The 13,392-nt window shown below is 48.6% G+C and carries 16 protein-coding genes; 1 reads left to right on the plus strand and 15 read right to left on the minus strand.

Annotation, left to right across the window (positions count from 1 at the left end):
• The first annotated feature begins 16 nt into the window (after positions 1-16).
• Positions 17-1,060, plus strand: a complete 1,044-nt coding sequence (locus tag Q1Q15_RS03740) for an ADP-ribosylglycohydrolase family protein (RefSeq protein WP_300456825.1) — start codon at positions 17-19, stop codon at positions 1,058-1,060.
• Positions 1,061-1,066: 6 nt separating this feature from the next.
• Here the strand turns inward: Q1Q15_RS03740 and Q1Q15_RS03745 are convergent, their stop codons facing one another.
• The 15 genes from Q1Q15_RS03745 to Q1Q15_RS03815 form a co-directional block, all read right to left on the minus strand.
• Entirely contained in the window at positions 1,067-1,195 is a 129-nt protein-coding gene (locus tag Q1Q15_RS03745; protein ID WP_300456827.1) for a hypothetical protein, read from the minus strand.
• Positions 1,167-2,048, minus strand: coding sequence for a polyamine aminopropyltransferase (gene speE, locus Q1Q15_RS03750; RefSeq protein WP_300456829.1), 882 nt, complete (start codon positions 2,046-2,048; stop codon positions 1,167-1,169). Before speE ends, Q1Q15_RS03745 begins: the two co-directional genes overlap by 29 nt.
• On the minus strand, positions 2,041-2,523 hold the full coding sequence (gene speD, locus Q1Q15_RS03755) for an adenosylmethionine decarboxylase (protein WP_300456831.1): 483 nt from the start codon (positions 2,521-2,523) through the stop codon (positions 2,041-2,043). Before speD ends, speE begins: the two co-directional genes overlap by 8 nt.
• Positions 2,524-3,033: 510 nt before the next feature.
• Positions 3,034-3,684, minus strand: a complete 651-nt coding sequence (locus Q1Q15_RS03760; protein WP_300456833.1) for an L-fuculose-phosphate aldolase — start codon at positions 3,682-3,684, stop codon at positions 3,034-3,036.
• A gap of 208 nt (positions 3,685-3,892) precedes the next feature.
• Positions 3,893-4,561, minus strand: a complete 669-nt coding sequence (locus Q1Q15_RS03765; protein WP_300456835.1) for a nitroreductase family protein — start codon at positions 4,559-4,561, stop codon at positions 3,893-3,895.
• A 166-nt stretch (positions 4,562-4,727) separates the two neighbouring features.
• Positions 4,728-7,238 carry a cation-translocating P-type ATPase gene (locus tag Q1Q15_RS03770; RefSeq protein ID WP_300456837.1) on the minus strand — a complete coding sequence of 837 codons (2,511 nt, stop codon included), beginning with the start codon at positions 7,236-7,238 and terminating at the stop codon, positions 4,728-4,730.
• Between the two features lie 55 nt (positions 7,239-7,293).
• Complete coding sequence (locus tag Q1Q15_RS03775; RefSeq protein WP_300456839.1) at positions 7,294-7,809, minus strand: cytochrome c; 516 nt, start codon at positions 7,807-7,809, stop codon at positions 7,294-7,296.
• Positions 7,810-8,037 (minus strand): hypothetical protein, encoded by a 228-nt coding sequence (locus Q1Q15_RS03780; protein ID WP_300456841.1) that lies wholly within the window; start codon positions 8,035-8,037, stop codon positions 7,810-7,812.
• A gap of 4 nt (positions 8,038-8,041) precedes the next feature.
• Positions 8,042-8,317 carry a hypothetical protein gene (locus Q1Q15_RS03785; RefSeq protein ID WP_300456843.1) on the minus strand — a complete coding sequence of 92 codons (276 nt, stop codon included), beginning with the start codon at positions 8,315-8,317 and terminating at the stop codon, positions 8,042-8,044.
• Positions 8,318-8,381: 64 nt separating this feature from the next.
• Positions 8,382-8,630: a cbb3-type cytochrome oxidase assembly protein CcoS gene (ccoS, locus tag Q1Q15_RS03790; protein WP_300456845.1), complete on the minus strand. Its 249-nt coding sequence runs from the start codon at positions 8,628-8,630 to the stop codon at positions 8,382-8,384.
• 35 nt (positions 8,631-8,665) lie between these two features.
• A complete protein-coding gene (locus tag Q1Q15_RS03795; RefSeq protein WP_300456847.1) occupies positions 8,666-9,601 on the minus strand; it encodes a cbb3-type cytochrome c oxidase subunit II in 936 nt (311 codons plus the stop codon).
• Positions 9,598-10,971 (minus strand): cbb3-type cytochrome c oxidase subunit I, encoded by a 1,374-nt coding sequence (locus tag Q1Q15_RS03800; protein ID WP_300456849.1) that lies wholly within the window; start codon positions 10,969-10,971, stop codon positions 9,598-9,600. Before Q1Q15_RS03800 ends, Q1Q15_RS03795 begins: the two co-directional genes overlap by 4 nt.
• A 16-nt stretch (positions 10,972-10,987) precedes the next feature.
• Positions 10,988-11,617: a cytochrome c3 family protein gene (locus Q1Q15_RS03805; protein WP_300456851.1), complete on the minus strand. Its 630-nt coding sequence runs from the start codon at positions 11,615-11,617 to the stop codon at positions 10,988-10,990.
• Complete coding sequence (locus tag Q1Q15_RS03810) at positions 11,608-12,879, minus strand: hypothetical protein (protein ID WP_300456853.1); 1,272 nt, start codon at positions 12,877-12,879, stop codon at positions 11,608-11,610. The genes Q1Q15_RS03805 and Q1Q15_RS03810 overlap by 10 nt, the downstream gene beginning before the upstream one ends.
• Entirely contained in the window at positions 12,876-13,391 is a 516-nt protein-coding gene (locus Q1Q15_RS03815) for a DUF3341 domain-containing protein (protein WP_300456854.1), read from the minus strand. The genes Q1Q15_RS03810 and Q1Q15_RS03815 overlap by 4 nt, the downstream gene beginning before the upstream one ends.
• Between the last annotated feature and the right edge of the window lies 1 nt (position 13,392).

Raw genomic sequence — 13,392 nt, forward strand, 5'->3', positions numbered from 1 at the left:
GGGGAATTTAAAAAAAATGACTAACAAACGAAACAGTGAAAATTTTAAGGGATGCATTGTCGGAGGGGCTGTTGGAGATGCCTTGGGGGCGCCGATTGAATTTATCTCCATGGATCAGATTAGATCCACCTTCGGGTATCAGGGATTAACCGACTATTCAGAAGCATATGGTCGAAACGGGGCGTTTACGGATGATACCCAGATGAGTTTATTTACAGCCGAAGGCTTGATTCTATCAAAGGTCAGACAAGACTATCAGGGGGATGAAGGTGTTATCACAGCGGGTTACCATGCCCTTTTACGGTGGTTATCTACCCAGGAAACACATCTCCAGGAACCGCTTATTCAACATCATGGCACCTGTTCAATCGTGGATGGCGTATTAACGGGATATAAAGAATTGTTTTCATTAAGGGCGCCGGAGAACACTTGTTTATCCGCTTTGAAGTCCGGACAATTGGGTACAATGGCCAATCCGGTAAATAACAGCAAAGGCTGTGGCGGTGTTATGCGTATGGCACCGGTAGGACTTGCGTATGATGATGCTGAAAAAGCGTTTCGTTTTGGTTGTAAATTAACGGCACTTACCCATGGACATGCAACCGGGTATTTAACTGCCGGAACGTTTGCGGCACTGATTTCCTTGATAATTTCCGGCAATTCTCTGGCTGAAGCAATCGAGAATTCTATGTTAATTTTAAAATCCAGTAAAAACCATGAAGAATCATTAAGAGCGATTGATGAGGCATTAAACAGGGTTGGCAAGCATACCCCGGAACCGGATGTGATAGAAGCGATGGGTGCCGGATGGATCGCTGAAGAAGCTTTGGGCATAAGCATGTATTGTGCTTTAGTTGCCAGTGATGATTTCAGGAAAGGGGTCTTGTTGTCCGTTAATCATTCAGGCGATAGTGATTCAACCGGTTCTATTACAGGGAATATTTTAGGGGCTTTAAATGGCCTGGACTCCATTCCGGAGAGCTGGGTGACAGATCTCGAGTTAACGGATTTGATTGAAGAAATCGCCGTGGACCTGTTTGATCAGTTCGGGAGCCAATAGACCCTTTCATTCCTCCTGGCCATACACCCGGTTCGATATCTGTTCTTGTTGAATCAATAAGGGTGAGCCATGGGCTGAAACCAGCTCACGGTATACCTTACCGGTATTAAGGGGAGAACTTTTTATGGTATTCATTGTCTCTCTTTTCAATGGCCTCCAGAACATATTGGGGTAATGCAAATGCCCCGTAATGGACTTCCGGGTTATAATATCGGGTCTTGATTCCCCATGCCTCAAACCGGTTTCCCAGTGTACCCAGGTCCGTCCGGCGAAGCTCTGGGTTGTCGGTGGCCCAGGCAAAGGTCATGATCCCGCCAACGTAGGTGGGTACTGCAGCAGCAAAAAAGTGCCAATCGTCAAAAAGGGTTTTAAGATATCCGGCCGTGGTGGTGACCTCATCTTGTTGCATATACGCTACGCCGTTCTGGGTCACCAAAATCCCGCCTGGAGACAGGCATCGTTTGCAACCGGCATAAAATTCATGACGAAACAATGCCTCCCCCGGACCGATCGAATCGGTGCTGTCGGAAATGATGACATCATATTGATCATCGGCCAGTTTAACGAATTCACACCCATCTTCAATGACAATATTCACCCGAGGATCATCAAATGCCCCCTGGGAGTGATTCGGTAAATATTGTTTACACATCTCGATTACCTGTTGATCGATCTCCACTTGGGTGATGTGCGTAATCTGTTCATATTTAGTCACCTCCCGTAGCATGCCGCCGTCGCCCCCCCCTATGATCAGCACCTTTGCCACATGGCCATGGGCTATCATGGGGACGTGGGTGAGCATTTCATGATAGACGAACTCATCTTTTTCCGTGGTCTGGACGATACCGTCCAGCGACATCACCCGGCCGAATTTGGCATTGCAAAAGATGAGCAGATGTTGATGGTCAGTTTTATTTTCGAACAGCACCTCGTCAATATGAAACGCTTGGCCATAGCTGTCGTATAGTGTCTCAACAAATTTAGTCATTCCCGATAATCCCTCTCAAGTTTTCCGATATTTTCATGGTTCTGGGTGTAAATGCCCTTTTTAATACAGAAATAGATTCTTCGGGTTTCGCCTTCCCGCACATAAAAATATCAAAGGCGGCAAATTCCCGCTCAGGCCAGGTATGAACGCTGATGTGCGATTCAGCAAGGACTGCCACACCGGAGATTCCCCCGTTGGGCGTAAAATGGTGCAAATGGATATGTAACAAGGTCGCCAAAGATTTTCGGACGCATTCCCGCAAGGCGTCTTCCATGAGTTGCAAATTATCCAGCCGTTTGGCACCCCAAAAATCAAGAATTAGATGGGAACCTGCGAAAACGACCCCGTCTCTTTCAATAAAATGGTCTTCAGTCTGGTCGGCTGGGGTGTGATGATGTGTTGGCCAAGGTTCTTGTCGGATAGGTTTAACGACCGGTTGTAAAACCTCAGGTGTTGGGTATGATACTGTTTTCATCCATATAGGCCCCCCTATTCATATGGTTCATCAATTGAAACTTTCATCTGTGGCACCTGGAGAAAAATCCGGGATTTCATGTAAAGTTTCACAACAAAACTGGCGAGAATTAATTTAAAAATCAAATTTTTGCAAGACTTTTTTTGTGCTGGGAGAATAATTTTAATGTCTGTATAGCTCGTGTTCGACAGTCGTAGAGATACAAAAATGGAAAAGCCCCGCCAGTCAAGGGAGATAGCTATCCGCCCAAAATGGTGTAGTGCCTGCAAAATTAGGCGGTGGATTTGATGGATTTTATCTTTTAGTGAATCTCCAGTACGCGCCTCACCTTTCCCGGACAGATCAACATGGACTCTTTGACCATGGAAAGATCACGCAAGAGGATACGGATCGAACAAGGTAAAGGCAGAAAAGACCGGTATACCGTGTTGTCAGATACTCTTTTGAAGACCCTTGACGCGTATTGGTGCGCTTAGACCCTTGGCAAACAATTCGAGTAGCGTGATAAACTCAGCGATTCTTTTTTTGACCATAGGTCTTGAATTTTTCAAGCACTGTTTCCATCTCTTCTTCCGGCAGAATCACTGGCTTGCCGATGCTTCGGGTTTGGTAATAAATTCGGGCGACAAATTCGATCTCTTCGGCGGCAGCAAAGGCGGCGTCCATATTCTGCCCCACAGCCAGCAGGCCATGGTTGGCAAGGAGCAGGACGTTGTACTCCCCGATATTTTCAGCCACATTCCGGGCCAGTTCCAGGGTTCCGAAGGTAGCATAGGGTGCTATGGGAACTTTTTTTCCTGCAAAGCCCACCAGGTAATGAACCGCCGGGATTTCCCATCCCAGGCAGGCTATTGTGGTGGCATAGGGAGAATGGGTGTGCACCATGGCTTGAACATCCGGCCGCTGACGGTATACGGACAGGTGGAATCCCAGCTCGCTTGATGGGTTGCAGTCTCCATCCAAAATATTCCCGCCCAGATCGGTGAGGACGACATCCTCAGGCTGTAAAGCCGCATATTCAATACCGCTGGGGCTGACAGCCACCCGTCCGGAATTCCGGTCAATTATGCTGAGATTGCCGCCGGTGCCGGTGGTCAGACCGGATTCAACCATTTTAAGCCCAAAACGCACAACTGTTTCTCTTTGTGTTTCCAACTGCATAAATGCCTCCATTAAAAAAGATGATGCATCTTTCGAATAACCCCCATGCCCTGGAGGGCACAACGAATAACGAAAATGGTATTATACCGCCCCCGACGGGCCGATCCCATCGCCCGTCGGGGGCTCTGCTGTCATATTTTCATATAAAAATCATCCAAATTAGAAAATTGGTTTGAATCATGGGGATACCCCGGCTTTTGTATGCGCTCTATAGAAATTCAGCAATATCTTGCAGGCCTTTTTTTTCTATTACCGGTACAAGCGTATTTTCAGACGGATATCCAACCACAAGAATCATAAAGGGCTTTTCGTTTGACGGCCGTTTAAGGATTTTATTTAAAAATCTCATATTCGCAGGCGTATACGTCAGTGTCGCTAAGCCGGCATGATGCAAACCGGTAATCAGCATTCCCGTGGCAATGCCCACGGATTCCAATACATAATAGTGCTTCTTTTTTTCCCCTGCCAAAGAATAGCCGTGAAGCTGTGAGAAAATGGTTATCAAAAATGGGGCCTTTTCCAGGAATGGTTTATTGGGAACTGTTCCCAGATGCGCCAAATCCTTTACCCAGTTTTTAGTCGAGGCCTGGCTGTAGAATTTTGTTTCAACTTCCTCAGCAGCTTTTCGGATTTGTCGTTTGACAGTCCCGTCAGAGACAACAACAAAATGCCATGGTTGTTGATTGGCACCACTGGGGGCTGTAGCGGCAGCTCGCAGGCAGTTTTCTATAATGCGTTTGTCAACGGGATGATCTGAAAATTCTCTCACTGTTCGACGTTGCTTCATTTTTTTATAAAATTGCAATGACCGTTCCTTCATTTCAGGTTCCGGATAGTTACAATAGTCACTTAACGGCTGCATCTGCTTTGTTGTCATGAAAACCCTTCTCATACACTCTGATTTTAATTATAAAGACCTATTTTCCTTCCCATTAAACCATTTTTAAAAGACGGTTGAGATCCTGGGGATGAATGGGCTTTTTTTGCATTTTTTTTCCACTGTATCTGTATATGAAAGCGTGATGATTTGTCAATAAACGGGTTTATTCCTTGAGCGACATTGCTTGGGTTTTGATTTTCGACTCCCGTTTGACCAGCAGCAAGGTATTGAATGTCACGGAAAGACTGCTCATCAGCATGGCCGTGGCAGCGATGATGGGATTCAACAGTCCGCTGGCGGCCACCGGGATGCTGATGAGGTTGTACACAAGTGCAAACAAAAGGTTTTGTTTGACTTTTCCGTTCACCCGCTTTGCCAGCCGTATAAACTCAAGCAGCTGGACCGGGGTCTCCTGCATGAGGGTGATGGCGGCAACGCCTTCACCGGGATTAAGGCCGGAATGAACAGCGATGGCAATGTCCGATTGGGCCATTGCCGGGGCATCGTTTACGCCGTCGCCCACCATGGCGATCTTTTTACCGGATTGCCGGAGTCCCCGGATAAAATCGGCTTTTTCATGGGGCAGCAATCCGCCATGGATACATTGCGCCGGGATGTGGACAAAGGCGCCGGCCGCCAGAGTGGTTGCCGGGGCATCTCCTGAAATCAGGAAACTGGTGAATCCCATTTTGCCGAGACGGGCGACAAGCGATTTCACGTCTTTTTTCATGGAGTCCCCCAGATGGACAGCCGCCACAATGGTCCCGTCCGCAGACAGAAAAACTGTGGATATGATCTGGGCGCCTTTCCTGGAAGGGGATATAAAGGAAGGTGCCGGGCTGCCGTCTGTTTGAACAAAGGCCATGCTGCCGAACCGATAGGGTTTATCCTGAAAACGGCAGGAGACACCGTTGGCATGATACACCACATTTTCCAGTTCAAGGGGTGCCAGGTCCTGTTGGATCCCATATGCCTTTATGGTATGGGCAATGTAATGGTCCGACCCTTGCTCCATGGCAAGGACAATCTGCCAGGCCTTTTTATCCGGAAAATCCATGGCCGTATCCATGTCCAGCACGTCAAGTTTGCCGGTTGTCAGTGTGCCTGTTTTGTCAAAGGCAATGGTATCCAGTCCTTCAACTTTTTCAAAGGCTTCAAAATTCCTTACCAGGATTCCTTTTTTTCCGGCGGCAGAGACACCGGCCACCAGTGCCAGGGGAATGGCAATACCCAGGGCGCAGGGACAGGAGATGACCAGGACTGAAATTCCCCGGTTAAAGGCCTCATAGGCGGACAAATCGTTTATCATCCAGAAAAAAAATGTCAGCACGGAAAGCCCCATCACCCCTGGAACAAAAAATTTTAAAAGGTTTTCAAGCCGCTGGGTCTGGGCAGTTTTTTCGGAAAGGCTGTTTTCCATGATGGCCAGCATTCTGCCGAGAATTGAGTCTTCCCCCACTCGCACGGCTTTTACTTGAATTTTTCCGGAAATAATCCGGGTGCCGCTTTTGACCGCATCCTCAAGACTTACACTGACCGGTTTTGCCTCTCCGGTGATCGAAGACTCGTCAATGACGGCAGCACCCTTGGTGACAATGCCGTCTGCAGCCAGGATCTCTCCCTGCTCCGCCATGAACGAGTCCCCCTGGGACAATTGTTTTATGGAAACATACCGCCCCTTTGGAAACTGCGCGGCACAGATTCTGACTTTCTGGGGAACCAGGGAAAAAAATCCCGCCAATCCTTCGGAGATTTTGTTTTTTGCAGACTGTTCGAGCATTTTACCAGTCAGTATCAGCAGGATCAACATGGATGCGGCATCAAAATAAAGATGGATGCTTCCCTTGTAGAAATGAAACAGGCTGTAACTATAGGTAGAAAATGACCCTGTTGAGATCAGGGTTTCCATGCCCGGCCATCCGGAGGTGATATTGCCAAGAGCCCGTTTGTGTATGGGATATCCGCCGTAGAAAACGACAACGGTGGCCATCAGGAAAACAGGCCAGGCCAGAAGCTGCACGGAATGACGTGACAGTTCAATGAAAAATCCTGAATAAATGGCCCAGCTGAGCATCATGACATTCATGGTTAAAAACAGGGTCACACACAGCCGGATAAATTCTTTTTTGTTTTTTTGAGGGGCTTGATCAAGATCCGCACAAGGGTATCCCAGTTTTTTAATGGCGGTATAAACTTTTTCCGGAGATGTTTTTACGGGATCATACAGCACGCTTCCCCGGTCGCTGGAAAAATTGCACGAGGCGTTTATAACTCCCTTGGACCGGGTGAGCGTGTTTTCAACAACCCATGCACAGGCAGGGCACCACATATTTTGAATCTGGAAATTGAGGGTCAGAAGATTGTCGGAATCAATGGGAAGCTTACCAACTGTCCCGGACGAATCTTTGGGCCTGGATGAATCTTGGGTAACGGCCCCAGGGTCTTGTTCCCCTGATGTTGGATTTTTTTCAGATGTGTCCGGGATAATGCCTGCGGCAACACATTGTTTGTAAAGGTCGGTATCCTTGAAATCTTGTGTGTCTTTGTATTGATCCGATTCCATGAGCATGGTATGGACCATTTTACAGCCATTGCAGCAAAAAAAATCTTTTGACGGATCCTGGCAAGTTTTAACCGGCAGACCGCAGAGTTTGCAAGGAACTCGTGTTTTCATTGTCTGCCTTTTTTATGAGGGACACGATATTTCTGCACGATAGAACCGGATAGGCTCAAAGGGTTGTTTTCTGTTTGGACCGGATATACTGGATAACCGCCTCCCGGCTTTCAACGGACATGGAGCTTGCCAGGGCAGGCGCTTTCTTGCCGCCGTAACTGATGAAGGCAAACAGCTCCGCATCACTCATGCCGGCGGTTCGTTTGTTGGTCAGGTTCGTGGGCAGGGGGAAAAAACTCTGGCCGACCGTTCCGAGCCCGTCCAGATTAGGCCCATGACAGTGAAAGCAAAAGGCTCTGTAGTCTTTTTCCCCTTTTACCAGCATGACCTGGGCCGATAGCGTCGGGGCAAAGGTAAAATCGGTTTTCAGATTTGCCCGTATTAGGGCTTCACTTTTTGTGTCGGCAATGGTCCGTTTGTCCATTACAAGCTGGGGTTCTTCATGGGGCCGGATCACAGGCGTTTGATACATTCTCCCTGCTTTCAAATTTGAATCATACAGGGTAATGACCGTATAGGCCCCTGTTAAAACCAGCGACACAAAAACGGCAAGAAACAGCACCTTTTTCATTTAATTTGCCTCCTTGCCGCTGACATGCTGGCCCAGGGGATTTTTCTCATACACCGCATAGGGGGATTCAGACGGAAGGCTTTTCACGGGCCGGTAATCCCAGGTGGGAACGCCTTTGTCCGCCACCACGACAAAAGAGAAATATCCAACACCCAGGATGATGGCCACCATGGTGGTGATCCACAGGCAGGTTCGCACGAGGGACTCTTTGGGCTTGAGTGTGTCCATAATTTTATAAAATTACCTCCGAAAGGCCGTAAAACAGTATATAATAGATCGCCCATAAAACCGTACCACCGATAATCAGGGCCATGATCATGGGGAACGGGCCGTCTGCCTTTTCGATGCCGTCCGCAAACTTCTGGACGGTTTTAAGGTTGGAGACCCGGGATTTGGGCCCGAACATGGGTAGAACCCACAGGGTCACGCCAAACAGGATCGCAAAGATAAGGGTCAGAAGGGTCAGAGCCAGTACCTGCTGGGTATTTAAAAGTTCGAAAAATCTCATTTAAAAGTCCTTTTGTTTCAGGTTTTGTATCTGTCTTCCGGCCAAATCCCGGAAAAATTGCTGCCTAACGGAAAAAAAGGGCATATCCCACCAGGACAAAACTTGCCGCAACGGCTGCAAAGCCCAGATAAAGGACACAATACAGATCACGCCCGACCTTTGCTGAGGGTGCTTGGGGCGTGGTCTCCTCCAGAGCCAGAAACCTTGCCCGCTGCTGGTCCGAAAACTGTCCGGTTTTCAGCGCCCATACAAACACGGTAATGCCGATAATAAGTCCGGTCAAGATATATGCCAGAAAAAATGGATAATACATGGCGCTGCCTTTATAGGTGTCCAAATGGGTTAAGGTTAAGGTTCATAGGATGCATCAATTCCTTTGGGTTCCTCATTGGCGTCGATTTCATCAATAAAATATTTGGCAATATAGTTTCCCACATCCCATATTTTTTCAGATTCCAGTTCTCGTTTAAAATAGGGCATGGCCGTTCCGGTAATACCGTTCATGATCTGGTAGTAGATAATCCCCCCGCTGATCCCCCGACCTTTGAGGATGGTAAAGTTCAGCGGCGGCGGATACAGATAGGGCTGGGCCGGACCCATGCCGTCTCCCACGGGTCCGTGGCAGCCAAAACAAAAATCCTGGTATATTTTTTCACCTCTTGCAAGGCCCGCCTCGGTTGCCGGATAGGGGGTGGGAATATCCCGCCAGCCTTGGGGGACATTGTCGTGAATCCATGCCACGTTTTCGTTAACCCCCGCTTCATAGGCGTTAACAGATCTCTTTTTCCAAAGCGTTTGTCTCTCCATTCGCAGGTCTGCATTCTTGAGCCCAAGACTCTGGGTATAGTGGATCAACAGGTCCAGATTGGCCTGTTTTAAAAATTCAAACGGGGGCATGATGGAGAGGGGCCGGGTATATCTGGGGTTGGTAAAATGGGCCTGGTGCCAGTCATCCGGGTGCTCTCCGCCTTGCTGGGACAGGTCAGGACCGGTTCTCTGGGAGCCCAGGAGTATGGGGTAATCCTTTAGATAATCCCCGGCCTGGGCCAGTCTTTCAGCGCCCAATCCCCAGTCAATCGATCGGATTGACTGGGTGTGGCAATAAACGCATCCGTTGCTGACATACAGGGCCCGGCCTTTTTCCTCCATAGCTGTCCGACTTCTGAACAGATCTGAAGGGAGGGTTTTACTCGTGTTGGCATAGGGAAGAACGATGACGACCAATACCACTGAAATGAGGATAAGAAGGCTGCCGGCGACAATGGCTGCAGGTGTCATTTTCATGATGTTTCTCCGGGGTTTGAAATGAGTGATCTGAAAATATTATAAAACCCTGAAACAGCAGCCAGAAAAATTAACAATCCTAATGATGCACGGACAATGTTGTATATGTGGATTTGGGGGAGTACCCGGTACACGGTTTCTCCGTTCAGCCAGGCATTTCCCTGGATGAGCCCGGAAATGGTCAGCACGATGGTAAACCCGACCACGCCGATCAATATCATCCAGTATTGAAAATTGGCCAGAAATTGGCTGTAAAGTGGTTTGCCGGTTATTCTCGGAAGGATGAAATAAACGCCTCCCAGGGCAATCATCCCGGCAAACCCGAGGACACCGACATGGGCATGGCCCACCACCCAGTGGCTGAAGTGGGTCACCCGCTGGACATCGGGCAGTGCCATCATGGACCCCCGGATACTGACGATAAAATACATGATGGTCCCGGTAAACACAAATTTACCCCCAATGTCTTCACTTATTAATCCAAGCTTTCCCCTGGCCGTGTACCAGATATTGATGAGAAAGGCCATCACCGGAATCACCATGGCAATGCTGTCAACAATGGCAACCACCTTGAGCCAGGTGGGAACCGGCACCTGTAAAAGATGGTGGGTTCCGATATGGGTGTAAATAACAATCAGGGCCCAGAATCCCAGGAGGGACAGGGTGTGACTGTACAGGGGTGTCCGGCAGACTTGGGGGATGATATAATAGGCAATGGCAGCTGAAAATGGTGTCAGCAGGAGCCCGAACACATTGTGTCCGTAAAACCAGAGGAGAATGGCATCGGGAATGCCGACAAGGGCGCCCGAATCGGGCTGCCAGATGACGTTTCCCAGGCTGTAGGTACAGGCAGTGAGAATGGTTCCTGCCAGCACATACCAGACAGAGACATACAAAATCTTTTCCTTCCTGTTTTTTACCGTCATCATGAAATTAAAGAAAATCAGGCTGAACGCAACGACGATGCCGACATCAATGGGCCAGATCATTTCTGCATATTCACGGCCTTGGGTAACCCCCAGAGCAAGGGTGATCACCAGGGCCACAAGGGCAATGTTCCACAAGACAACGGTGATAACGCCCAGCCGTTCACTGTAGAGCCCGGTGCGCAGCAGCCGGGGAACCATATAAAACGCGCAGGCCAGAAGGGCCGGGGTCGCAAATCCAAACAAGACCAGGTTGACATGCATGGGGCGAAGTCTTGAAAAAAGGAGCCAGGAAATATTGCCGGTTAAATCAGGGGCCACAAGCTCTATGGCTGCAGTAAATCCTACCAGGGTGGCCAACATCATCCAGGCGGCGGAGGTCAGGCAAAAACCCCTGGCTGTAAGGTAAGTGGCTGTATCGGGTCGGGTCGGGTTCTCGGGCAAAGCAAACACTCCTCTATTAGTTGTGACAGGAAAGCCAGCAATCCAGATTGGCTTTTTCTTTCCTGTGACATTGGATACAAAACCCCATTTTAAATTCATGATACTTGAGCCGGTCAATTCCGGCGACATCTCCGTGACAGGCTTCACACTGGAACTCTCGTTTTATGTGGCGCTCATGGTTGAACATGACATGCTCGGGCACATAAAAAACTTTTTTCCACGGTGTGGGCGTCTGGGTATCAAAGTAATTGTGTTCTTTTCTGATTTCCGGGTGCTTGGGAATAATATAGTTGTGGCAGTACAGGCATTTCTCCACCGGCGGGATCCCGGGATGAACCGCCCGGTCCACATATGGATGGCAAAACCGGCAGTCAATCTTTTTGTCTCCAGCATGCAGCCTGTGGCTGAAAGCGATGGGTTGAACCGGACCTGCATTCACATGGGGCATGATATAAAACGAATAGACAAACAGGGCCAGAGAAATGATCAAAGCGCTTAAAACAAACAATTGAATTTTATTCACCCGCAACTGAGCGACAAACGACTGAAAGTGAGAAACAAGGGTCAGGGGCTTACCGCCTGTTCCCACCAGTATCACCAGAAGGATAAGGGTTAAAAGGGTCAGGGATACCAGTATTATTTCCATTGAACCGCCTCCCCTGAATCTTCGTTCAGGACATCAGGAAATTCTTTGAAATACGCTAAAAGGCAAATAACGATGAGACCCAAAAATCCAAGGCTAATGATGATTTCATTGATGCCGATGGGAAACACACCCGGATCTTGATGCAAAAAGCTGGGTCCCAGAAGCAAAAAATGTTCGATCCACAGTCCTGACAGAACGCAGGCGCTGATAACGATCATGCACCAGGGGGTTTTTTTGATATTTCTGCTTAAAAGGATAATAAAGGGCAGGATAAAACAGCCGATAAAGACGGTCCACGCCAGGGTACTCCATGGCTGGGTCATGGTTCGTTCAATGATATAGGCGGTTTCTTCGGGAATGTTCCCGTACCAGATCACCACAAACTGGGAATAGAAAAAATCTCCCCATACAATGCTGAAGCCAAAAAATAGCGTGCTCATGTCGCCCAGCTGGGCCGGGGTAAGGGTAAAGGGAACCCGGGGGATCGAGTGAAGAATCGCTACCAACAGGATAATGGCACCGAAACCAGCGTAGATGGCTTTGATGAAGGTGTAGGCACCAAACAGAGTCGAATACCAGTGGGGGTCTGTGCTCATGACAAGATCAAACCCGATCAGGGCCAGACACATGGCAAAGGCAAACATATACCAGCCCGCAAAAACCGTCATCCGGTGTTTGATGGTTTCAGGATCCTGGGGGGGGTGGTCTAAATGGCGGAATAAAAAAGTTTTCATTCGCGTATTTTTGGGGGCTGCCTTTAACCTGAATTTGAGCGAATAGTACAGGTACGCAAACCCAAGGCTGTAGAGAATCAGAAAGGCCACACAGTCCCGGAAGAATAAAAAGGGAACATTCAGCCAGACTTCTTTTCCGTGCAGATCTTGTCCCAGCCATGTGAACACATGGTCCTGTCCGATAAAAAGCAGGAGGAACAGGACAAATGAGACGGGGAAAAAAGCGGAAAACGCCTCTGCAATTGCCGCAAAAGAGTGGCTCCATTTGGCTTTGACAAAGTGCATGAGGGTTGAAAATAAAAGCCCTCCGCAGGACAAGACGGTAAAGAACAAAAAATTTGTCAGGTAAACAAGCCAGGCTTTTTCCGGATGAGCACCTGCTGCCAGAACGGTGAAAAACAAAAATCCCAAACCGGCAATGAGGGCCGGAATGATAAACATACTTTTTTTCAAGGATGCGAAAGGTTCGGTTAATGCCGTACCTTCTGCTAATGCCGGATCCTCTGGTAATGCTGTATCGGACGTCATTTGTCTTCCCTCAATTCTTTTAAAGACCCTGTATGGTGAAGCAGATCTTTCAGACTGTCAAGATTCTCAGGTGCTGAAGCCACTTCGATCCCATACAGGGAACCTGAGCATTCCGGGTCATAATTTATTTCATAGTCCGGGTCAGGCAGCCCCACCTGGGTGACGATGCCCAGCACATTGCCCAGCACGGCAAACAGGATGGTAAACTCAAAGGCGATCACAAAAAACGGTATCCAGGAAAGAATGGGTTTTCCGCCGACAATGAGGCTCCATCGGGTCGCCGTGAAAACGGCAAGGGAAAATCCGGAAACAAATCCTGTAATACCACCGCACAGTGTAAACCAGCCAATTTTGCTTTTTTTCCTGCCCAGGGCACGGGCAAGGGCATTGCTGGGGATGGGACTGTGTACTTCCGTTACCTCGAAGCCTTGTTTCTGTATTTTTTCTACAGCAGCCAGGGTGTCTTCCTGGGTGTTAAAAAGACCTGTGACAATGATGGCATCCGTGCTCATG

It is taken from the genome of Desulfobacula sp., assembly GCF_030145145.1.
GTDB lineage: Bacteria > Desulfobacterota > Desulfobacteria > Desulfobacterales > Desulfobacteraceae > Desulfobacula.